The organism is Ureibacillus endophyticus (assembly GCF_024159215.1).
GTDB lineage: Bacteria > Bacillota > Bacilli > Bacillales_A > Planococcaceae > Ureibacillus > Ureibacillus endophyticus.
On the sequence record NZ_JAMYWW010000001.1, the window covers coordinates 2,602,988 to 2,625,713 of the forward strand.

20 protein-coding genes are annotated in these 22,726 nt (G+C 34.5%); 4 read left to right on the plus strand and 16 right to left on the minus strand.

Annotated features, from left to right (window positions below; all coding sequences use genetic code 11):
• Positions 1–342: 342 nt before the first annotated feature.
• The 3 genes from ytpR to NKR20_RS12735 all read right to left on the minus strand — a co-directional run bounded on the left by ytpR (position 343) and on the right by NKR20_RS12735 (position 2,458).
• Positions 343–960 (minus strand): YtpR family tRNA-binding protein, encoded by a 618-nt coding sequence (gene ytpR / locus NKR20_RS12725; protein ID WP_121212664.1) that lies wholly within the window; start codon positions 958–960, stop codon positions 343–345.
• On the minus strand, positions 957–1,772 hold the full coding sequence (locus NKR20_RS12730) for a DUF1444 domain-containing protein (RefSeq protein ID WP_121212663.1): 816 nt from the start codon (positions 1,770–1,772) through the stop codon (positions 957–959). The genes ytpR and NKR20_RS12730 overlap by 4 nt, the downstream gene beginning before the upstream one ends.
• Before the next feature lie 167 nt (positions 1,773–1,939).
• Positions 1,940–2,458, minus strand: a complete 519-nt coding sequence (locus NKR20_RS12735) for a hypothetical protein (protein ID WP_121212662.1) — start codon at positions 2,456–2,458, stop codon at positions 1,940–1,942.
• A gap of 165 nt (positions 2,459–2,623) precedes the next feature.
• Between NKR20_RS12735 and NKR20_RS12740 the strand changes: the two genes are divergently transcribed.
• Positions 2,624–4,051 carry a DDE-type integrase/transposase/recombinase gene (locus NKR20_RS12740; RefSeq protein WP_253428046.1) on the plus strand — a complete coding sequence of 476 codons (1,428 nt, stop codon included), beginning with the start codon at positions 2,624–2,626 and terminating at the stop codon, positions 4,049–4,051.
• 288 nt (positions 4,052–4,339) lie between these two features.
• Here the strand turns inward: NKR20_RS12740 and NKR20_RS12745 are convergent, their stop codons facing one another.
• Both NKR20_RS12745 and NKR20_RS12750 read right to left on the minus strand, forming a co-directional pair.
• Complete coding sequence (locus NKR20_RS12745) at positions 4,340–4,864, minus strand: DUF84 family protein (protein ID WP_121212661.1); 525 nt, start codon at positions 4,862–4,864, stop codon at positions 4,340–4,342.
• 225 nt (positions 4,865–5,089) lie between these two features.
• Positions 5,090–6,166, minus strand: a complete 1,077-nt coding sequence (locus NKR20_RS12750) for a M42 family metallopeptidase (protein ID WP_253426984.1) — start codon at positions 6,164–6,166, stop codon at positions 5,090–5,092.
• Positions 6,167–6,563: 397 nt separating this feature from the next.
• Between NKR20_RS12750 and NKR20_RS12755 the strand changes: the two genes are divergently transcribed.
• Positions 6,564–6,878, plus strand: coding sequence for a hypothetical protein (locus tag NKR20_RS12755; RefSeq protein ID WP_121212659.1), 315 nt, complete (start codon positions 6,564–6,566; stop codon positions 6,876–6,878).
• A 180-nt stretch (positions 6,879–7,058) separates the two neighbouring features.
• On the opposite strand, the gene NKR20_RS12760 is transcribed toward NKR20_RS12755, so the two are convergent.
• The 7 genes from NKR20_RS12760 to pepV all read right to left on the minus strand — a co-directional run bounded on the left by NKR20_RS12760 (position 7,059) and on the right by pepV (position 14,401).
• A complete protein-coding gene (locus NKR20_RS12760; RefSeq protein ID WP_253424673.1) occupies positions 7,059–8,267 on the minus strand; it encodes an ISL3 family transposase in 1,209 nt (402 codons plus the stop codon).
• 124 nt (positions 8,268–8,391) lie between these two features.
• Complete coding sequence (locus NKR20_RS12765) at positions 8,392–9,267, minus strand: YtnP family quorum-quenching lactonase (protein WP_253426985.1); 876 nt, start codon at positions 9,265–9,267, stop codon at positions 8,392–8,394.
• A gap of 68 nt (positions 9,268–9,335) precedes the next feature.
• On the minus strand, positions 9,336–9,986 hold the full coding sequence (trmB, locus tag NKR20_RS12770; protein WP_121212657.1) for a tRNA (guanosine(46)-N7)-methyltransferase TrmB: 651 nt from the start codon (positions 9,984–9,986) through the stop codon (positions 9,336–9,338).
• A 118-nt stretch (positions 9,987–10,104) separates the two neighbouring features.
• Positions 10,105–11,040, minus strand: a complete 936-nt coding sequence (locus NKR20_RS12775) for a diacylglycerol/lipid kinase family protein (protein ID WP_253426986.1) — start codon at positions 11,038–11,040, stop codon at positions 10,105–10,107.
• A gap of 5 nt (positions 11,041–11,045) precedes the next feature.
• Positions 11,046–12,035: a nuclease-related domain-containing protein gene (locus tag NKR20_RS12780; RefSeq protein WP_121212655.1), complete on the minus strand. Its 990-nt coding sequence runs from the start codon at positions 12,033–12,035 to the stop codon at positions 11,046–11,048.
• Between the two features lie 95 nt (positions 12,036–12,130).
• Positions 12,131–12,994, minus strand: coding sequence for a D-amino-acid transaminase (gene dat / locus NKR20_RS12785; RefSeq protein ID WP_253426987.1), 864 nt, complete (start codon positions 12,992–12,994; stop codon positions 12,131–12,133).
• Positions 12,995–13,015: 21 nt separating this feature from the next.
• Positions 13,016–14,401: a dipeptidase PepV gene (pepV, locus tag NKR20_RS12790; RefSeq protein ID WP_253426988.1), complete on the minus strand. Its 1,386-nt coding sequence runs from the start codon at positions 14,399–14,401 to the stop codon at positions 13,016–13,018.
• 372 nt (positions 14,402–14,773) lie between these two features.
• Between pepV and NKR20_RS12795 the strand changes: the two genes are divergently transcribed.
• Positions 14,774–14,995 (plus strand): DeoR family transcriptional regulator, encoded by a 222-nt coding sequence (locus NKR20_RS12795; RefSeq protein WP_121212652.1) that lies wholly within the window; start codon positions 14,774–14,776, stop codon positions 14,993–14,995.
• Between the two features lie 50 nt (positions 14,996–15,045).
• Here the strand turns inward: NKR20_RS12795 and NKR20_RS12800 are convergent, their stop codons facing one another.
• Entirely contained in the window at positions 15,046–15,771 is a 726-nt protein-coding gene (locus NKR20_RS12800) for a pseudouridine synthase (protein ID WP_253426989.1), read from the minus strand.
• Between the two features lie 11 nt (positions 15,772–15,782).
• The gene (locus tag NKR20_RS12805; RefSeq protein ID WP_253426990.1) at positions 15,783–17,393 is read right to left on the minus strand and encodes a putative polysaccharide biosynthesis protein; all 1,611 of its coding nucleotides are present in this window, start codon (positions 17,391–17,393) and stop codon (positions 15,783–15,785) included.
• A 230-nt stretch (positions 17,394–17,623) separates the two neighbouring features.
• Between NKR20_RS12805 and NKR20_RS12810 the strand changes: the two genes are divergently transcribed.
• A complete protein-coding gene (locus NKR20_RS12810; RefSeq protein ID WP_253428135.1) occupies positions 17,624–18,877 on the plus strand; it encodes a BaiN/RdsA family NAD(P)/FAD-dependent oxidoreductase in 1,254 nt (417 codons plus the stop codon).
• Positions 18,878–19,145: 268 nt separating this feature from the next.
• Here NKR20_RS12810 and cysI read toward each other — a convergent pair whose 3' ends face one another.
• Positions 19,146–20,873, minus strand: coding sequence for an assimilatory sulfite reductase (NADPH) hemoprotein subunit (gene cysI, locus NKR20_RS12815; protein ID WP_121212648.1), 1,728 nt, complete (start codon positions 20,871–20,873; stop codon positions 19,146–19,148).
• Between the two features lie 13 nt (positions 20,874–20,886).
• Positions 20,887–22,713 (minus strand): assimilatory sulfite reductase (NADPH) flavoprotein subunit, encoded by a 1,827-nt coding sequence (locus NKR20_RS12820; protein ID WP_253426991.1) that lies wholly within the window; start codon positions 22,711–22,713, stop codon positions 20,887–20,889.
• Between the last annotated feature and the right edge of the window lie 13 nt (positions 22,714–22,726).

Consider the following 22,726-nt stretch of genomic DNA (forward strand, 5'->3'; position numbering starts at 1 on the left):
TTCTAAAGTAATTATATGTATAAGTGCAGGATAATTTAACCATAAAGAGATATTTAATAGATTTTTTTCTATGTTAATATGTTTTAGATTAATATAAAATTTCTCATACATAATGATACAAATTGCAATATATATATCAAAATCATACCACATATTCATTGCAATATTATAACAATGATGCAACATTTAGTTAAAAGATAAAGGACGTCTAAAATTAATTTTTAGACGTCCCCCTATAATCTCTTGAAGTTTAAAATACAACTTTTAGAGAAAAGAGTTTTAATAAATTTTTTTGATACGAAAGAGGTTGTCCAACTTACTTCGACTTCCTAATTTAACGCATTAAAGAGTTGAAGGTATTTCAAATGGTGCCCCAACTTCTGCATCATAATTTAACACTAAAATTCCTTTTGCAGAAGGTGCATTTGGAATTGCTAATTCTTTTGCAGAGCAAAGCATACCACTTGAAGCCACACCGCGTAACTCAGATTGTTTAATTACTAAACCAGAAGGCATTACAGCACCAATTTTAGCAACTACTACTTTTTGTCCAGCTTCTACATTCGGTGCACCACAAACGATCTGTAATACTTCATCTCCCACATTTACTTTACAAATGCTTAGTTTATCAGCATTTGGATGTTTTTCTTTTTCTTCAACATAACCTACAACAAATTTTGGTGTAAAGTCTACATCAAGTGAAACATTTGCGCCATTCTCTTTTAAAGCAGCCTCTAATTTCCCAACGATTTCAGGTGTTACTTCAACATTTCCTTGAGCTTCAATTTGCATATATTTGCTTGCATTAAATAAATTAAATGCTTTAATTTCACCCGTTGCTTTTTCTTTTAAAATGGCAACATCGCCAACTTTTTCAACTTCTGTATTTACAATACTTTCTGTTGCTAATTGTACTAATAATACATCTCCAACATGTGGTTTGTTATAACTAATAATCATTTTTCATCTTTCTCCTTATTTACTTTATTTTTAGCCAATATAAATATCGGCTCTAATTCGCCTTTTTCATATACAAACGATAAAGAAGTGATCGGCACTGTGCCTACAGTAAAGAAATGCATCGTCATTTGTGCTAATACATCATACCCTACTTCATTACGAATATCACCAATAATTAATACATCTTGATGAGGAACAGATAACGTCATATCCCCTTCTACTTTTTCTTCCATCTCTTTTAAAAATGTTTCATTTAAAATTCGACTCGCATCGTAGCCATCATTATGATTTAGGAAATAGAATACATTTCCTGCCACTTCATCTTTCTTTGTGTTTGTCGGTAATTTTCGAACGGAAAAACGGGCAGCTTCACGAATTTGATTTGCTGATACTTGTAGCTTTTCCAACATTGATTCGTCAATTAGTCGATAGGTTGTCCCTAAATCAAGAGCGTAGAAAATACGAGTTTCAGCAGTGTGGTCTGTCGTAATAAAAGGATGTCCCTCATTAGATTTTAAAGGAAAAGAAGTGGACCTTACAACAGGGTACACAAGGGATAAATCATGGAACCCTTCTTTTTGTTCTTTTTCCATTGCATCAAAGGTTTGTACAATCGTATAAACTACTTCATCAATTGCCTTTTCCTTTATTGAATGATATTTAGCTAAAATATCAGATAAGGTAAGTTCCATACCTTTATTTAGTGATTTATGGTTTAAACGTAATGTTTCTTTTTCATCATCAAAAATATATTCGTATCGTTCAGTACCTAAACGCGACTTTATCTGTTCAACCAGTTGCTTTGATTTCATAGTTTTACGCCTCTTTTACACAATAGTTAAGGATAACAAGTAGAAATCCTATTTAAAAATAAACGGCTCACCAATTGTGAACCGTAATTAATAAAGTATTTATCTAGAGTATTGTACAAAAGTTTTATTAACTAGTCGATTAGTTTGTCCTATAGATTGTACTAGTATTATTCAATTAATTCTACTGATCTAGCAATCGACATCATATCTGTTAATTTTTCATCGATTTTTTTATTTTTAGTGATAGTAGAAATCTTTACACCGCCGCTACTTGTAATAAGTTCGTAATTTTCATCATCAATTTCAACAACAGCTGAAAATCCAAAGGCTCCATCTGATTCGTATGTACTTTCTTTAATCACCTTTTTTGAAGAGTCTTTCTTGAATAAATTGTAGTGAAGTTTGCTATCTTGCTGCTCATATTGATTAACAAAAAGTATATATTGGTCTTTGCCTTTTGTTAAAATTAAGTTATTTAAATCTTCACTCTCTTTAACACTATAGCCTGATGGAACAAATAGCTGTATTTCCCCAATTGTTTTATTTGGTTTGTTTGAGTTTTCCTTGAATACAGTTTCTGCACTTGCTAAGCCAAGTTCCACTTGCTCATCGATTGGTTTCCCACAACCAGTAAGCACAAATGCAACCATCATAAATACAACTACATGAACCCATTTCAATTTCATATGTATCCCCCGCTTTCTGAAAACGTATTGTCAAAACTTATATATATAAATCGCTAATAATCGTTGGTTTTATAGTCTTTTACGCAAAAAAACTTGCCACCCCCTGGATTTTGGTGTTAGTTGAGGTTACCACACACAAAACTACCCAAAAAGGAAGTGACAAGTTTGTACCCTCAATTATTAGCGTATTTAATTGAATTTATCAAGTACCAAGAAAAAATAATTAAAATATTAATGGTGATAATATTTGGTAAGGCTGTTGGAAGTGTGCGTCCTGAACAGCCAATTAATAAAGAATACCGCAAGTTACAAGTTGATAAGTTACCCATTCTGTATCAACCTGAAAAAGCATCCTTTCAGGATTTACTAATCGCCTACTTCCATGAACATGGCAAAGAATTAAAGCCTGTAAGACGACACGCCAAGTCCAAATCAAAAGTACCTGAAAACCTCTGTTGTCCTAAGTGTGGTGCACCTTCCTCGTATTTGTATGCGAATAATGGTGCAAAAGGACAATATCAATGTAAGGTATGTGATTGCTTATTTAATCAAAAAAGTCGCTATCAGAAAGAGGCTATTCTTCGTTGCCCCCACTGTATGAAGACCTTAGAGAAAATTAAAGAGCGAAAAGATTTTCACATTTGGAAGTGTAAAAGTAATCAGTGTTCCTATTATTTATCCAATATAGGTCGAATGAGTAAGGAAGAAAAGACCCGATTTAAACAAGATCCACAGGCGTTTAAAGTGCGTTATATTTATCGTGAATTTTTGTTTGATTATCAACCTTTATCTCCAGCATCACCAGTAAAACCACGTGTAGATTTATCACGGATTCATACGTCATCCCATACACTTGGATTGATTTTGACATACCATGTGAATTACGGTATTTCAGCACGGAAAACAGCAGCGATTATGCAAGACATACATAATGTTTCCATTTCACATCAAACGATATTAAATTACGTGAACAGTGTCTCCATCTTGATGAAGCCCTTCGTTGATGGTTATCCTTATGAACTGTCCGATCAATTTTGTGGCGACGAAACGTATATTCGGGTTAATGGGAAATGGCATTACTTATTCTTTTTCTTTGATGCGGCGAAAAAAGTTATTCTCTCTTACCGTGTTTCGCCTAATCGCGATACATTGTCTGCCATTAAAGCAATCGATGATGTTTTACAAAAGTTCAAGGAGATTCCCGAAAACCTGAATTTAATCGTGGATGGCAACCCCATTTACTTATTAGCACAACACTTTTTCGCACAACATGACATTTGGTTTGATGTGACACAAGTGATAGGCTTAACGAACGAAGATCCAGTGTCAGCCGAATATCGTTGGTTGAAACAAATTATCGAACGTCTAAACCGGACATTTAAAGGGCATTACCGTGCGACAACAGGCTTTGGTTCCGAAGCTGGCTCGGTATCGTTTGTGACGATGTTTGTGGCCTATTTTAATTTCCTTCGACCGCATGCAAAGCTGGAAAAGCGTGTGCCGGTCATGATTCCAGAGTTGGACCAGATGCCACATATGCCAGCACGTTGGACAAAACTGATTGAACTGGCCCAATTGGAGTTAACGAAATAACCGCAGCCTACTTTTTTTAGCAGAGCCCTCAAATAACTACATACGAATGACAATCGGCGTAGCGAACTCTTGACAAACCGAATGGAGAAAAGGTTAAAATTGGTATTTGGCGAGGGTTATTTGGTGTGCCTACTTTTTCCCCTTCGCCCTCAAAAATATGGGCGCAACCTTTTCGGAATGTTTGTCAAGAGCGATTGTCCCCTCGTTCGGAGAGTACTTATCGCCCAATACCTTGTGTTTTTCAATTTTTCATAGAAGTTTTGACACTACCTCTGAAAAAGGCGTATGCTATAAAATATTATCTTGATAACATAAATATTGTCCAATAAGAAGTTTGACAATGTGTTCGAACATTTCTGTACGGTTTATCAGTCCAGCTGTAAAAACGCCAATTGCTCCTGAGTGATGTCTAGTATCTTTTTCTTTTGTAAATTCATCCATTACTGGACCTAATTCCTTACCCGCTCGTAACTCTTTTGCAATGTCTTCAGGTAGTAAAAATTGAGCACCCGCGCAAGATAAAACCGTTCCATCTGGCAAGGCTACAGCACCCCAATTACAGCAATACATTAAGCCATCTAATTCATGCACTCCACCTTCTAGCCCAAAATTCAATTCAGCATTAGCAACTTTTAAAGTATTTAATGCCCGATTAATTGCTCCTTGGCGAGTTTCTTCATTAGAAAAGGGTTGTTCCGAAACATTGGACGCAACTGAAAATTGTTCAAATTGAACATCTTCAAAATATGTACGAACTACATTTTCAATAGCAGCTGTTTTTGCTTTATTTTTAGTTCCAATTGCAACTTTCATGGATTTCATCTCCGAAATGTTTAATTTACGTTTAATTAAGACGTTTGTATCAAAAAAAAGTGGCCGTCTGAAAGTACTTTGAGACGGCCACTTTGCGCCGAGGATGGTGGCATTTTAATGCGACCACCGCAGAAGTAATACTTCCTTTGAGTATTTTTTGAATAAGGAAGAAGGTGTCCAAAGAGTATTTTCTTTTTGGACACCTTCTTTTTACTAAATACAATTTTAAGCGTTGTTAATAATTGTTTCAACTGTTGTTCGGTCAAGTGTTCTAATAAGTTTAACAAGTAATTCTTTTGCAGCTGCATAATCATCAACATGGATAATCGAAGCAGCTGTATGAATATAACGCGAACAAATGCCAATTACTGTACTTGGAATCCCTTTTTGTAACGTATGAACTCTTCCTGCGTCTGTTCCACCTTGTGAAACAAAATATTGATATGGAATGTTGTTCGTTTCTGCAGTATCTAGAACAAATTCACGTAATCCATGGTGTGTTACCATTGTTGGATCATAAATACGTAAAAGTGTTCCTTTCCCTAACTGTCCAAACTGAGTTTTATCGCCTGTTGTATCATTTGCTGCCGAGGCATCTAGTGCAAAGAATAAATCAGGTTGAATCATATTTGCGGATACTTGAGCACCACGTAAACCAACCTCTTCCATTACATTGGCACCTGAATATAAATGATTGACAACTTTTTCATCTCTTAATTCTTTTAACAATTCAATGGCTAATCCACAACCATAACGATTATCCCATGCTTTCGCCATAATTTTTTTAGGATTCGCCATTACAGTAAATGGACAAATTGGAATAATTGATTGCCCTGGTCTAATCCCCATATCAAGAGCATCTTGTTTACTGTCAGCGCCTACATCAATAAGCATATCTTTGATTTCTGTAGGTTTATTTTTATCTGTACCTCTTAGTAAATGAGGAGGAATAGATGCAATAACACCTGGGATTTCTTGTTCCTTGGCATAGATAGTTACTCTTTGAGCTTGTAGTACTTGGTTTGACCAACCACCTAAAGTTTGAAAACGGATCATCCCATTTTCTGTAATATTCGTGACCATAAATGAAACTTCATCCATATGGCCAGCAACTAAAATTTTGGGAGCATTTTCTTGTTCGGATTTTCTTACTCCAAAGATGCCACCTAAATTGTCCTGAATAATTTCATCAGAATATTTTTCAAGTTCACTACGCATAAATTTACGGATATTTCGTTCATCACCAGGAGCACCCGGTAATTCCGTTAAAGTTTTAAATAATTGTAACGTCTCAGTATTCAACAAGAACACTCCCTGTTTATAGATTCATACGTCCTTTATTTTACCACATATTTCTTCTCTTTTTAGTTTGCACATTAAATTAAGCATGTTCTAAAATAATTTGATTATCCTTATAAGATAATTTATGAAGTGATGGATTTGTAAATGTGAGAATTTTAGTTATGGTATAAAATATCTGTTGGAATGGAGTGTGGCAGAGTGCAGCTAACTGCATTTGCTGGCAAAATTAATTGAGGCCAACCCTAGATGAGAGCTTCTAAATCAACTTTATCCAGATCAAAACTGAAACATTTTTACTATAAACAAAATTTGAAACAATCATATCGTTTTAAAGAATAACAAGACATACTTCTATATTTGATGTTAAAATAAGGGATAATTTAAAGGAGGATGGCATATGAAATTACGAGATTTTTTAATTGGCGTGGCAACAGGTTTAGCTGCAGCAGTAATTATTAAAGAAGCTTCTGACAGAATTTCACCATTTTTACCTGCCAATCAAGTACTGAATAATGTAAAGTTTGAATTTAAAAAAGAAACACCGATTGATGGTTCATGGATTTATATGCAAACAGAAGATTTTAATAATGGTATTTCTACAATTCCAGTTTATCGCGGAGGCATTACTAGAGTTGTGAATGGAGAATTAGAAACATTTGAATTCGCTGCAGATGCTCGTTCTGGTGTAATTGTAGAATTAGTAAAATCGTAATAAAAAGTGGGGAAAAGTTTCGAAAAACTTATATCCCCACTTCTTTTTAGGTCCTTTGTCAATTGTTGGGGTAAGAAATGAGAGGACAAGAAAACTTGGATATTTGATATACTATTCTGCCATCCATTTCTTCTGAAGCGTAGCGAAGAAGGAATGGATGGCAGAACGCGCGCGTTCATCCTACCCAACATACAACTCTATTTTTTTATATAGGTGACCTAATAGTATTTTCGCTTTAAAGTGCTCATATTTTCGGAATCCATAAGCATTTCGTTTGAGCACTTTTGATTTATTGTTAATTCCTTCTAAAAAGCCATTGGAATATCCAAATACAAAACTGTTTAATATTTCATTCTGCCAGTTTTTTAGTGTTTGTATACTTTTTAAAAAGCTTGGAATGCCTACTTCTTCTACCTTTCGGTAAAATGCTTCTAATCCACTTTTGACCTCCTGTATATTTTCTCTCCTTTTGGATTCTGTAAACCACTGTTTAAATGCTTCTTTTAATTCATAAGCCTGCTTTAACTCTGATGATAAAGCTAGATATCGATTTAAATACCAACGTTCTTCCTCTGATAGATTGTCGGAATTCTTATGTAAAACAAATCGCATTTTCTTCGATTTCTTACGATCATAGGCATGCATTTCTTTTTGAACTTTTCTTCGGACTTCATCTAAAGCCCAATGGATATAACGACAATAATGGAATCGGTCCGCCACAATGATTGGTTTTCCCAATGCTTGTTGAACCGCTGCTTTAAAACTTCCATTCATATCCATGACAACGATTTCCACTTCTTGACCATATTTTTGCAAATAAGTTTTGATCGTTTGAAGTCTGCGATTAGGCAAAACATCGATTGGTTCATGTGTTTCCGCATTCGCTATAATTAATTGATATTTTCCTGCATCCGTATCTCCCTTGTATTCATCAATGGCAATTGCTTTTGGTAATTGAACACCCTTTGGTAATACTGCTTTTGCTTGTTTTTTAAATCTTCTTATGATGGTTGAAATAGATGTACCGAGAATCATTGCCGCATCTTTAAATGTTTTCGATTTCGCGGATTGAATCGTCATCGCTTGATTCGCTTCTCTTGAATAACGTTGATATCGCTCGACAAATGAAGCCTTTTCTGCAAAACGCTTTCCACATTGACAGCGGTAACGACGACATTTATACATCAACTTAGTTAAACGTCCCCAAAAGGAAAGGTGGCCGATTTTTCGCATTCGATAATCATGTATTTTCTTTGTTTTTTCACCACACGCTGGACAAATATGTTCTTTTATAGGCATGGAAATATAGACTAGTACACGATTTTCTTGTTCAACCATTTCTTCAATATTTACACCTTTTAATCCTGGTAGTTCCATGTTAAAATTCATAATGCACAACTCACCTTTTTCTGCTTGTTTCTAGTCAACTCAAGTATAGAAAAATAGGTGATGTTGTGCATTTTGTTTTTCATAAATTGTAGGCAAACCCCAACAATTAATATAGAACCTCTTTTTATGAATTCATTTGAAATTTAATTTTCGCTTCTTTTGTTCGTTTTAGAGATGATACAACTTCTTTTCCATCTGCTGACCATTGAATCATACGATAATAGGCATCGTGATAGAAAATAAATTTATAATTATTTGCTAATGCTTCCTTCATAATTTTTTCTTTAGCAAATACACTTGTCATTGGATAATCATCATACGCCATCACCCACAATGGATTTTGATGTGCATGAGTAGCCATTATATCTGCCATATGAATCATTGTTTCCCCGTTTTGGGTTAATTTAATGATTGCATGTCCATCACTATGGCCACCTGTATGAATCATTTCAATTCCTGGCGCTATCGTAATAGAATCTGTAAATGTTTCCACTTGATGTTGAATCGGTTCCCAATTTTCTTTCCAGTACGTATTTCTAGAACGGATATTTGGATTACGCATTTCATTCCATTCTACTTCTGTAGTATAAATCTTTGCATTCGAGAAAGATGGTACAAGAGTATCCCCTTCCCAATATGTTAACCCACCAGCATGATCAAAATGCAAATGAGTCATTAAAACTACATCTATATCCGCAGGAGTTAAACCTAATTTCTTTAAACTTTCAAAAACAGTTGATTCTTCAGTAACCCCATAGTTTCGAAGCTGTTTCTCTGTTAGCTTATTAAAACCTACTCCGCTATCAATTAAGTAGTTCTTACCCTCATATTGTATTAGGATTGGTTCACATGCCAATTCAATTTGGTTTAATTCATTTGTAGGATATTTTCTTGACCAAAGTGGTTTTGGAACTACCCCAAACATTGCTCCGCCATCTAAAGAAGTGACTCCCCCATCGAGCCATGTTAATTGCATTTTGTGAAATTGAAGTTGATCCATCCATTTCTCCCCTTTTCCCTAAAAACTTTATATTGTAGCGACTTCCGTTTAGTTGCCGCATGAATATACTACTTTTTCGAAATAAACTGAGATTCTAATCTGTAGATTGGCTGACCCTTTGCGGAAAACTTCTCTTCGTATTCCGTCATAATGTTATCTTCTGGCTCATCTGCGTGTAAATCTAGAGAAACAAATTTTAATAACATACCATACTCTGACATACTAATTAGAGAATATTCAAATAAACCACGGTTGTCCGTTTTAAAGTGAATTTCCCCATTATCAATTAAAATTGATTCATACAATTTTAAAAATCCTTCATGAGTTAATCTGCGTTTTGCATGGCGTTTTTTTGGCCAAGGATCTGAAAAATTCAAATAAACACGACTAACATCATTTTTTGTAAAGTATTTATCTAAATCAGCTCCATTTACTTTTAACAAACGTAAATTCGGAGGAGTGTTTGCATCTATTACCTTCTCAAGTGCACTTACGATGACACTATCATATAATTCTATGCCAATATAATTAATATCTGGATTCGCCAAAGCCATTCCAGTTACAAATTGACCTTTACCTGTTCCTACTTCAATATGTAGTGGGTTATCATTTCCAAAAACTTCACGCCAGTTTCCTTTAAAGTTTTCTGGGTTTGGAATAATAATTTCTGGGTGACTATTGATAAACTCTTCTGCCCAAGGTTTGTTTCTTAATCTCACTTACATGTTCCTCTTTTCTTTGCTGTTCGTTTTATATGAGTTGAACTTATATCCTAACGTTCATGCCCATTAAATTTCTTATATTATAACTTAATTATCTACTAATTCCATAATATCGCTACTTTTCATTCACCAAATTCCAACTTTTTGGCTGAATATCAAATTCTATAGTCGATTCCTTAGTTAATGGTTTGATAATTTCTCCGTCAGTGTGACAAAGAATCTGTTCTTTAACACTGATTTTTACATTTTCAGCACTCGTTTGTACGACTGCCTTTAAACGAGTATGTGCTCCGAAAAATACCATTACGAATAATAATAATAACTTTATTCTCGGAAGATTATGTACTAGTGTTAGTTCTAGTATTCCATCATTTGGTTTAGATTTTGGGGATATTTTCATACCTCCCCCAAAATAAGGTTGATTGCTCAGTGTAACAAACCATACATTTTTATAGGATCTCTCAACACCGTCTATGCAAACTGTTAAATCAAATATCTTAAATTTAAATAATCCATACACTAAAAAATAAACATAACTCAATTTTCCTAAGCCAATTGAATTCAATCTTTTTTTAAGCTTAGATTGGTTTGCTAGATTCGCAACAAAGGCATCGAAGCCAATACCTGCATTATTGATAAAACTCTTCTGAGTAGTAGTATTTATTTTTAAAAGACCACTATCCATTTGTTCATATGTACACTCTTTTTTTAAGATTAATTGTTCAATTTCTTTGGCATTGTGAAATGAAAAATAGCCACGAGAAAAATCATTGCCTGAACCTGCTGCAATATTTCCAACGAAAACATTTCGAAAACCCTTTACCCCATTTAGCACTTCATGAATGGTACCATCTCCACCTACAACAATAATGAGTAATTTTTCCCCATTTGACAATGCTGTTTCACCTAGTTGTTGTGCAATCTCTTTTGCATGTTCTTTATATTGTGTTAAATGGAAAGTATAAGAGATATTCAGTTCTTTCCTAAATTGTTCCCAAATTTTCTTCCCTTTTCCATTCCCCGCAAATTCATTGATAATAAAATGTAGCATCATCTCTACTCCTTAAGATTTTCAACATTCCATATATCACGATTAAAGGAGGTGGTTTGAACATGGTTTAATATTGATTGTGCTGCTTGCATTTGCATTCGTTTCATTGGAGAGATTGAGCGCTTCAATTGCATTAACCATTTTGGGAATTCTCTTTTATCAATAAATTGAACATTATAAAGAGAACCAGGATAATCAAAATAACCGTTTCTTGAAAGCAATACTTTTCGAATTGGTAAGTCTACTCCTTGATTCGTGAAAATTTGCGAAATAACGGATTCCATTCGATTTAATTGGATGAGTGGGTTGAGTATTTTTTTATCTACTTTCCCTACTTTTTCTGTCCAAAATCGTTCGCTATTTCCAACATAAACAGCCATGTTATCGTTTTCCACCACTGTAATACAAATACATTCTGTTGGTGTTAAAATGATAACATCCAACTCAACTGGTGCTTTTTTGACTTTAATAATTGGATAATAGAAAATTAAATAACTATCTGGCAATTGTTGAAGTATATTTCTTAACAACGTATCTCGTAGAAACTTAGGATCTACATAGGATTTTTCTCGTAAAGTCGAACTAGCCCACTTTAATTGAAAATGGAAAAATTGATCTAGAAACATCACTTTTAATTCTTCTAGCGTTTGAGGATGATACACAATTTTTGGCTCAAAAAATAAGGTAGTTGTTTCATCTTCAGGAATAATCTCATCGTTATCAACTAACTCATTTTCAACATTGACTTCCTCTATATTTTCTTCTGTTTCATTTCTTCTAAATATCTTTTTAAAAAATGTAAAACGCTCTTTTGGCTCTTCGTTTTCCTCATCAGTCTCTATATGTTCCCAATTAGGAAGTTCTTCTCCAGACAACCATTGTGTTTTGACTCTATCCCACTGGTTTTGTTTCAATCGGACAAATTGAGTTGGATATCTCGTTAAGGCCGTTTCGTATCTCGAAATATAATCTTGAAGTTTTACTAATTGAGCCATATAAAACACTCCTATCTACTACAGTTACTTTAATTTTACATGAGGAAGGTAAAAAAAAATAGTGGATAGCCAATTAGCTAATCCACTATTTCAAATTATTTTATGTCAGTTACTTGAAAATTACTAGGAATTTTTGTTTCAAATTGTGCCTGCAGTTTACGTGTCCATTCACCAATTACACCATTATTAATTTTTGTACCATCAATTTCAGTCACTGGAGTAATTTCAGACGTTGTAGATGATACAAACACTTCATCCATTTGTAAAATTTCAGATTTTGTAAATGCTGACTCTTTAACTGGAAGATTCACTTCTTTCGCACAAGTTAAAACTACTCGACGCGTAATTCCATCGAGAATCAAGTTGTTGGTTGGATGTGTATATAATATGCCGTTTTTAATACCAAATACATTCGTAGACGAGCCTTCTGTAATAATATCTCCACGATGCAAGATCGCTTCATAACAACCTTTTTCATGGGCTTCTTGTTTTGCTAGGACAGCGCCTAGTAAATTTAACGATTTGATATCACAGCGTAACCATCGAATATCTTCCACAAAGGTTGCTTTTACACCTTTTTCTTTATTTTCTAAAGGTCTAGGTGATTCTTTCACATTACCAGTTAGCACAGGTAAAACTGTATCTCCAGGAAAATGGTGATTTCGAGAGGCTGTTCCTCTTGTAATTTGAAAATATAGATTCCCCGTATTTAATTCATTCTCTTCCACCAATTGATGTAGCAACATGTGTAATTTATCTTTCGTATAAGGTACTGTTATACGAATTTTTTCTGCACTTTTATAAAAACGATCAATATGTTCCTTTGCAGTAAACATTTCCCCGTTATACACTTTTATTACTTCATAAACTCCATCACCAAATTGATAACCGCGATCCTCTTTATCAATTACAATTTCTTCATCTTTAACAATTTTATCATTCCATAAAGAATATCCCATTCTAGCACTCCCCATTCATATTTACTTTGCCAACTCAACGATTGCCTCAGCATATATTGCTGCAGCTTTTATTAAGTTATCAATGACAACAAATTCGTCAGCTTGGTGGGCAACATCCGGTTCTCCTGGGAATAGCATGCCAAAAGCTACCCCTTTCTTCATTACCCGCGCGTACGTTCCTCCACCAGTTGATAATGGTTTTGAATGGTCGTTTGTATATTTTCTATATACTGACAACAACGTTTGAACGAGGTTGTCTTCTTCAGGAACATAATGTGGTGCTGAGTTTGATACAACATCAAGACTAAAACCATAAGAAGATGTTCGTTTAGTAGCCTCTGTAATTTTTTCTTCAAATGGATATGAAACCGAATAGCGCATACTAACTTGAATTCTTGCACCTTTTTCACGGTGGAATAAAATAACTCCAGGATTTAATGTTGTCTTGCCAGACATTTCATCTGAATGATTTAATGATATTTTCGTTCCATAATGGTCGCTATCGAATGCTTCCACAATAAATGAAACAAATTGTTTACTTGCTTTAGTTAATAAATAAGGCTTTAGGAATTTTGCTAAAAGAACCGCTGCATTAAGACCCTTTTCCGGCTCCATAGCATGAGCAGATTTTCCTTGAACTGTTACAATATATTTATCATTTTCTTGATTTATTGTACCTTGGATGTGATTTTTATTTATAAATTCCTGGAAATCTCCCATAATATCATCCTGTACATTTTGAACAATTGCCTTTGCAAAGTCAGGCACCATATTTGAACGTTGACCTGATTGGAAAGCAATTAATTGTTCATCACTTAACGTCTCTTTTAAGGTAAAGTCTAATAATGCAATTCCTTTTTCAGCATTGATAAGTGGAAAATCAGCATCAGGAGCAAATCCGATAGTTGGCATTTCTTCTTTACTAAAATAATGGTTCACACATCGGAAACCACTTTCTTCATCAGTTCCAATAATTATGCGAACTCGTTTATTTAATGGAATACCTGCATCTTTTATCATTTTCATTGCAAGCCAGGCTGCCATTGTTGGACCTTTATCATCGATTGCCCCACGGCCATATAGTTTGCCATCCGCAATTTCACCTTTAAATGGCGGATAATTCCAAGAATCGCCTGCTGGTACTACATCGACATGACATAAGATTCCGACTAAATCTTCTCCTTGTCCCATTTCTATATGTCCTGCAAAGTTATCTACATTTTTAGTAGTAAATCCTTGTTCTTCACCTTTATTTAGCATAAATTGTAATGCTTGCAATGGACCTTGGCCAAATGGTGCATCACTTGTCGCATTTGCTTCATCTAGCACACTCTCAATTTGTATTAATTGTTGTAACTCACCAATTAACTCTTCTTTTCTAGATTGTGCTAACTTTAACCAATCCATTAAGAACCACCTCACTAATTAATACGATTATTTTACTCTTTCTTTATAAAAGTACAAAGAAATAAGTTATATTCGGTTAATTTCTTTCATAAAATAAATATAGATGGCACGACTACCTATAAAATTTTCAGAATTTTTACAAATTATTTAAAACTAAATTTCAATGTAAAAATTATATTAATTGACTGAGAATTATGGAAAAGTTAATAGTTTATTGATATAATTGCGTTGTCAAGGTAATTATTTTGACACAAACTTTATAATAAAGGGGATGTCCGAGGCAACAATTTAATCAGCTTTTGAGAACACCTCTATATGTAGTCGTCCGCTAGTCTTTGCCATGAGAATTAAGATCGAAGGAGTGGTTCATTTATGAAACCAACTACTGACAGAATGCTTAATCGTATTAAAGACGTGTACATGTTTATCCTGGATAAGGGAACAGTGTCTACACAGGATTTAGTCGAAGAGTTCAACATCACTCCTCGCACCATTCAAAGAGATTTGAATGTGTTAGCCTTTAACGACTTGGTTGAAAGTCCAAGTCGAGGTAAATGGACAACGACGAAGAAAAAAGTTAAATTGACATCTTAGACTTTTCGAATTAATTTCGTATATAAAAAAAGAATGACCTTTCGTCGGGGTCATTCTTTTTTCTTATTGTTTTGTTGTAAAGAAGCTAATTCCTCTTCTGTTAATTCACGATATTCACCAAGTTCTAAATTCTCATCAAGTACTAAGCTACCCATTGATAATCTCTTTAAATAGGTTACTTTCTTGCCAACGGATTCAAACATCCGCTTCACTTGATGGAATTTACCCTCTTGAATAGTAAGCTCAATTTCTGATGTGCTTCCTGATTTTAAAATGACAAGTTCTCCTGGTTTTGTAACATAGCCATCATCTAATTCTACACCGAGTTTAAATGCTTCTATATCCTCTACAGTAACTTCCCCATCTATTAATGCATAATAAGTCTTAGGTACATGCTTTTTAGGAGATAGAAGATTATGTGCTAGTTGACCATCGTTTGTAATTAACAATAACCCTTCAGTATCTTTATCTAATCGCCCAACAGGAAATGGTTTAAAATGTTGTGCTAGCGGATCTAATAAATCAATTACTGTTTGATCATAATTGTCTTCCGTAGCAGAAATCACGCCAGGAGGTTTATTCATCATTAAATATATAAATTCAGTGTATTGAACAACTTCCCCATATACACTTACTTGTTGTACTTCAGGATTAACGTGTATGCTTGCATCCTTTACTACTTCACCATCTATTGTTACTGCTTTTTGCTTCAATAATTGTTTTACTTCTTTTCGAGAACCAAATCCCATGTTTGCTAATAATTTATCTAAACGCAACCTTAAACCCCCTACTTAAACCCAAACTTCCCGGCAATTTTTGAAATACGCTCACCTAATAGTTTTTGTGCTAGTCCTAATCGGAAAGACGCGTAGCCATAAATTCCTGCACCTACCCCAATACAGATTAATAAATAAACGAGCGCTAACAACTTACTTGTTGGTTCTGCAATTAGGTATAGTCCTTTATTAACCAGGATGACTGAAATTGCCATGACAATTGTTAAAATACAAATTAAAATAACTCTTCTGAATACTAATTTCGAACGATATTGAAGGACTTTATGAATAACAAGGATATTAATCACAATCGTCACAATATAACCAATAACCGTAGCTAAAATCGCTCCATCAACTTCAAATAATTTAATAAGCGGTTCATTTAGCATAAGTTTCACTAATAAACCTGTCAGTAAACTAAAGATAATCCATTTTTGATAATCGATTCCTTGTAAAATTGCAGCCGTTACAGAAAATAACGCAAATAGGATTGCTGCTGGTGCATAGTGAGCTAATACAAGCGCACCCATATCATCTTTTTCGTATAACACATGGTAAACATCGGGAGCTAAAATCATAATCCCAATACTAGCTGGTATCGTAATGAATAATAACACTTGATATGTTTTATTCATTGCACCTTTAAGACCATTAAAGTCACCCAGTGTATAATATTTTGTAATCGTTGGGATTAACGCCATTGAAAAACCTGTCGCTAACATAACCGGTATTATAACGATTTTATGAGTTAATAAATTTAACATCGATAAATACGTATCCGTCACTTTTGCTAAACCGATTTCATTCATTGCTCGATTAAAAGTTAGCATGTCCACTAATTGGAATAGTGGGTTTGAAAGTCCTACAAAAACAATTGGTATCGAATATTGTAAAATTTCTTTGTAAATATTTTTAGTTGATAATTCTCCAGTTGATACGGAGGTAGCTAACAATTGATTAAATTCTGGTTTTAGCTTTCTCCAATAATAATAAAGAACTACTAATCCACCAAGGGCACCTACAAATGCAGCAAATACTGCAAATTTAATCGCAGTTCCTGGAGTTCCTTTAAATAACACAACAACAATAAAGGATCCACCAAGTAACACAATAATACGAACAATTTGTTCGACTAATTGTGATACAGACGTTGGCATGTAATGATCATGCCCTTGGAAAAATCCTCTGACTAAACTCATAAATGGTACAACTAATAATGCAAAACTTACCCAACGAATCACCGATGCAATTTGTTCTACATTATAAATTTGTTCTTTATCATTAATAACAACGCTTGCAATTGGTGTAGCCATTAAATTTAATATCAAAAAGGCAATAAATCCAGTAACAATCATTACTAACACACCGGATTTAAATAATCGTCGTCCAGCTTCGTAATCACCAAGGGAATTATACTTCGATACAAACTTCGATACTGCTAATGGCAACCCCGAAATTGCCACTGAAAGCATAATATTGTATGGAATATAAGCATATTGGTATAATCCAATATTCTCTTTCCCTACAATTGAATAAAACGGGAAAAGATAAATTAAACCTAATACTTTAGAGAGAAACAATCCGATTGTTAATATCGCAGTTCCTTTCATCAATGAAGACATATAAACATTCCAATCTTTATGAAAATGTAGAGATAATTTATGTATTTAAAGAAAATAATAGCCGACTTATATAGTCGACGCCGTTTACTAACATCAAGTTCGAAAAACAATCTACATGTTAGTTTACCTCTGAAAGACAATTTACTCAAATAGTTTCTTCATATTTATGTATAATATGGTGTACATAGAAACATTTTATGAAATGATTGATAAAGAAAGTGAGATTAAATATGTTTGACGTTATCGTAATAGGTGGAGGTCCCTCTGGTTTAATGGCTGCAATTGCTGCTGCTGAACAAAAGAAAAAAGTGTTACTAATAGAAAAAAGTAATAAACTAGGCAAAAAATTAGCTATTTCTGGTGGCGGTCGTTGTAATGTCACAAATCGATTATCTGTAGATGAAATTATTAAACATATCCCAGGAAATGGTCGATTTTTATACAGTCCTTTTACAGTGTACAACAACGAAAATATCATCGAGTTTTTTGAAGGACTCGGTGTGAAATTAAAAGAAGAAGATCACGGACGTATGTTTCCAGTATCAAACCGCGCGCAAGATGTTGTTGATGCATTAGTAAAAGAATTAAAAAGACTACATGTTGAAATACGTTTACAAACATCCGTAGCAAAATTATTAATGGACGATGAAAAGGTATTAGGTGTGCGCCTTGATGATGGCACGGAATTGCTAGCGAAGGCTGTGATTGTTGCAGTTGGCGGTAAAGCGGTTCCTCAAACAGGTTCTACTGGGGATGGTTATCCTTGGGCAGAACGAGCAGGTCATACAGTTACAGAGCTTTATCCAACTGAAGTACCAGTAAAATCAAAAGAAACATTTATTGAATCCCGTGAATTGCAAGGCTTGGCTTTACGTGATGTTGCAGTTTCAGTTTTAAATAAAAAAGGTAAATCAATCGTTACACATCAAATGGACATGCTGTTTACCCATTTCGGTTTAAGTGGTCCAGCGATTTTACGTTGTAGTCAATTTATTGTAAAAGAACGTAAGAAAAATGGAGGAGCACCTGTTAAAATTCGAATTCATACGTTAACTGAGTTTAACGAAGAAACATGTCTCCAATATTTAAACAAATTAATTAAAGAAGATCCAAAAAAAGCAGTTAAAAATATTTGGAAAGGGATTGCGCCGGAACGTTGGCTATTATTTTTAATGGAACGTGCAAATATTAATCCATCACAAATCGCTGCTGAACTTTCTCAAGAAAAAATACGTTCATTTGCGCGTGAATTAGTGAGTTTTGAAATGGAAGTACACGGAACACTACCTTTAGAAAAAGCCTTTGTGACAGGTGGTGGCGTGTCCGTTAAAGAAATTGAACCGAAGACGATGGCCTCAAAAATGAAATACGGCTTGTACTTCTGTGGTGAAATTCTCGATATTCATGGTTACACAGGTGGCTATAATATCACAAGCGCGCTTGTTACCGGACGCATCGCTGGTATGAGTGCTGGATCTTTATAAATATCAACCGGGCTAACATATCATATGCCCGGTTTTTTTAATTAGACATGGTAGTGAAGATTCTATTGACCATGAAATTTTTATGTTATTTGCGTGATGAAGACAATTTTTACCTATTCCATTCACCTTTTTCGTATTCATCAGCCATATGAATACCATTTCGCTCTAATTTCCTCGCCATTTTCGTATTCATCAGCCTTTAGCAATTGAGCGACACCACCATTTACACACGAAAAGAGGTTGCAACGAATGCAACCTCTTAAAATACTTATACATTTACTTTATTATGATAATTGCGGCCGTCTGTTACAGCTTCTACGTAACCAGCGCGGATAACAAAATCACCGAAATATTCGCCATCTAAACGTTCTTTAGCGTAATGTTCGAAAATTGGTTTTAATGAAGCTAAAATTTCTTCTTCACCAATATTTTCTTTATAAATTTTATTTAGACGGTATCCAGCATGACTAGCACCAAGATACATATTGTATTTACCTGGACCTTTACCGATAAAGCCAATCTCACCCATAGCTGCACGTGAACATCCATTTGGACAACCAGACATACGAATTGTAATATCTTGTTCACGTAAACCATTTTCATCTAATAAAGTTTCGATTTTTTCGATTAAAGATGGTAAATATCTTTCTGATTCAGCCATTGCTAAACCACAAGTTGGTAATGCAACACAAGCGATTGAGTTTCTGCGTAACGCAGAGTAATTAGCGCTGTCTGTTAGCTGATACTTTTCAATAATCTCTTCAATTGCTTTTTTCCCACGTGCTCCAACGTTTGCAATTACAACATTTTGGTTACCTGTAAAACGGAATTCACCTTTATGGATTTGGGCAATTTCACGTAACGCTGTTTTTAATGGATAATTTTCAAAATCAGCTACACGACCATTTTGAATAAATAATGTGAAATGGTATTTTCCATCATCACCTTTGATCCAACCATAGCGATCTCCAGTGTGTTTGAATTCATATGGTTTAGCCTCTTCAAATTCATAGCCTAAACGTTTTTCGATTTCTTTTTTCACATTGTCTAATCCTAAACGGTCTACTGTATATTTGAAGCGAGCGTTTTTACGAACAGAACGATTACCGTAGTCACGTTGTACTGTCATAATTTTCTCACATACATCAACAATGTTTTCTTTTGGCGTATATCCAATTACGCGAGATAATTGTGGGTAAGTCGCAGTATCTCCATGAGTCATACCCATACCGCCACCGATTGCCACGTTAAATCCAACTAATTTATCATCTTCTAAAACAGCGATTAAACCGATATCTTGAGAGAATACGTCTACATCGTTTGCAGGTGGAATTGCAATACCGATTTTAAACTTACGAGGTAAATATAATTCACCGTAAATTGGTTCTTGCTCTTCTTGTGTATCCACCACTTTTTCTTTATCTAACCAAATTTCATAATATGCATTTGTTCGTGGTAATAAATGTTCACTAATTTTTGAAGATAATTCAAAAACTTCTTTGTGTAAAGTTGATTGGAATGGATTTGCGTTACACATTACGTTACGGTTTACGTCACCACAAGCTGCTATTGTATCAAATAATACACTATTTAATTCTTGCATATGTTTTTTCATATTCCATTTTAAAATGCCATGGAACTGAATTGTTTGACGAGTCGTAATTTTAAATGTACCGTTACCATATTTATCAGATAATTCATCAAGTTTTAGCCATTGTTTCGGATTTGCTACTCCACCAGGCATACGAACACGTACCATAAATTGATAAGCAGGTTCTAATTTTTTACGTTCGCGCTCTTGACGTTGGTCACGGTCGTCTTGTAAATAACTACCGTGGAACTTCATTAAACGGTTATCCCAATCGGAAATTCCAGCACTTAGTTCTTCTTCCATTGATTCTGCTAATGTACCGCGTAAGTAATTACTAGCAGCTTTTATTTCTTCCACATCACTAGGTTTACCTTCTTGAGGTGGTAATACAATTTTCTTTACCATGTTTACTTCCCCCTTAGTATACGTCTCGTTGATAACGTTTCTCTTTTTGTAAGTTTGCTAAATACTCTTCTGCTTGTTCTTTTGTTTGATTACCTTGCTCAGCAATAATGTTAATTAATGTTTCATGAACATCTTTCGCCATGTGGTCTTTATCGCCACATACATATACTACTGCGCCTTCTTGTAACCAACTATAAAGTTCCTTAGCATGTGCAAGCATTTTGTGTTGAACGTATACTTTTTCTTCTTGATCTCGTGAGAATGCAACATTTAATTTTGTTAACACACCATCTTTTACCCAACTTTGTAATTCCGTTTGGTAAAGGAAATCTGTTACAAAATGTTGATCTCCAAAGAATAACCACGATTTACCTTCTGCCCCACGCTCTTCACGCTCTTGAATAAACGAACGGAATGGTGCAATTCCTGTACCAGGGCCAATCATAATAATTGGTGTTTCATCAGATGGTAATTTGAAATTCGGACTATGTTGAACATACACACGAACTTTGTCGCCAACTTCTAATTGGTCCGCTACTTGAGTAGAGCATACGCCTAAACGTTCACGACCATCCACTTCATAACGTACCGCACCGATTGTTAGATGTACTTCATCTGGGTAGGCAGTTTGGCTACTAGAGATAGAATATTGACGAGCAGGGATTTTTCGTAATGTATCCACAAATTGTTGTGCATCCCAATTGAATGGACCAAATGTTTCAACTACATCAATTAAATCACGACCATAAGAATATTCTTTGAATTTTTCACGATCGCTTAATAACTGCTGGAATTCTTCGTTTGAAGTATATTGTGCGATTTTTTCTAAAACTGGTTTTGATAGAACTGTAATTTCAAGTAAGTTGATTAAAGCAGATTCAAGTGTAACTGTTTCATCTCCAACCTTTACTTGTTTTTGTGGATCAAAACCTAATGATGTAATTAAAGCTGAAACAAGCTTTTCATTATTTGTCGGGATAATTGCTAAACTATCACCTGGTTCGTATGTTAAGCCTGACTCTTCTAGAGAAAGCTCTAAATGAATTGTTTCTTTATTTGATCCTTGCCCATTTAGGTTGATTTTTTCCAAAATTTCAGCATGGAAAGGATTTTTACGTGAGTATTCAGTTGTTGGAACTGATAATACAGTAGAAGCAGCTTCTTTTTCAGATAAAGATTGAACTACTGCACCTTGTTGTAACTTTTCTTTTACTGATTCAAACCACTTTGATGCTGGTTCATCGAAATCTAGGTCACAATCAACGCGATCTACAATACGTTCAGCGCCAAGTTTTTCTAGGAAAACATCAAAATCTTTACCTGTTTGACAGAAGAATTCGTAAGAGCTATCGCCTAAAGACAATACAGCAAATTTAACATGATTTAGTTTCGGAGCACGTTTTCCTTGTAAGAAGCTATGGAAGCTAATTGCATTATCAGGTGGCTCCCCTTCACCATGCGTACTTGCGATTACAAGAAGATGGTCAAGTTTTTTCAGGTTATTCGTTTTATAATCACTCATTGAAGAGACATTTACTTCGAAACCTAATTCTTTTAGTTGTTCACCATATTTTTTAGCTAGCCCTTGTGCTGTTCCTGTTTGTGAAGCAAATAAGATTGTAATATTTTTTGGCTTTGTTGCTTCTTGAACAGGTAATGCTACAGGAGCACTAACATTTTGACCTGTTTGAACTGGAACTTGAATTGCTTCAAGTGCTGCAGTTGCACTTAAATAACCAGTTAACCAAATTTTTTGTTGGGATGTTAAACTAGCTAATACTTCATTCAGTTTTGTTACTTGTTCTTCATTAAAAGGGCTATTGTTGACTTCTAACTTCACTTGGTACACCTCT

Excerpts from the sequence above, each read along its gene's own strand:
- NKR20_RS12795 (WP_121212652.1), top strand. The coding sequence starts at position 14,774 with ATGAAACCAACTACTGACAGAATGCTTAATCGTATTAAAGACGTGTAC.
- dat (WP_253426987.1), bottom strand. The coding sequence starts at position 12,994 with ATGGGATATTCTTTATGGAATGATAAAATTGTTAAAGATGAAGAAATT.
- NKR20_RS12775 (WP_253426986.1), bottom strand. The coding sequence starts at position 11,040 with ATGCTACATTTTATTATCAATGAATTTGCGGGGAATGGAAAAGGGAAG.
- NKR20_RS12810 (WP_253428135.1), top strand. The coding sequence starts at position 17,624 with ATGTTTGACGTTATCGTAATAGGTGGAGGTCCCTCTGGTTTAATGGCT.
- NKR20_RS12760 (WP_253424673.1), bottom strand. The coding sequence starts at position 8,267 with ATGAATTTTAACATGGAACTACCAGGATTAAAAGGTGTAAATATTGAA.
- NKR20_RS12765 (WP_253426985.1), bottom strand. The coding sequence starts at position 9,267 with ATGGATCAACTTCAATTTCACAAAATGCAATTAACATGGCTCGATGGG.
- NKR20_RS12780 (WP_121212655.1), bottom strand. The coding sequence starts at position 12,035 with ATGGCTCAATTAGTAAAACTTCAAGATTATATTTCGAGATACGAAACG.
- NKR20_RS12745 (WP_121212661.1), bottom strand. The coding sequence starts at position 4,864 with ATGAAAGTTGCAATTGGAACTAAAAATAAAGCAAAAACAGCTGCTATT.
- NKR20_RS12805 (WP_253426990.1), bottom strand. The coding sequence starts at position 17,393 with ATGTCTTCATTGATGAAAGGAACTGCGATATTAACAATCGGATTGTTT.
- NKR20_RS12735 (WP_121212662.1), bottom strand. The coding sequence starts at position 2,458 with ATGAAATTGAAATGGGTTCATGTAGTTGTATTTATGATGGTTGCATTT.
- NKR20_RS12755 (WP_121212659.1), top strand. The coding sequence starts at position 6,564 with ATGAAATTACGAGATTTTTTAATTGGCGTGGCAACAGGTTTAGCTGCA.
- ytpR (WP_121212664.1), bottom strand. The coding sequence starts at position 960 with ATGATTATTAGTTATAACAAACCACATGTTGGAGATGTATTATTAGTA.
- NKR20_RS12730 (WP_121212663.1), bottom strand. The coding sequence starts at position 1,772 with ATGAAATCAAAGCAACTGGTTGAACAGATAAAGTCGCGTTTAGGTACT.
- pepV (WP_253426988.1), bottom strand. The coding sequence starts at position 14,401 with ATGGATTGGTTAAAGTTAGCACAATCTAGAAAAGAAGAGTTAATTGGT.
- cysI (WP_121212648.1), bottom strand. The coding sequence starts at position 20,873 with ATGGTAAAGAAAATTGTATTACCACCTCAAGAAGGTAAACCTAGTGAT.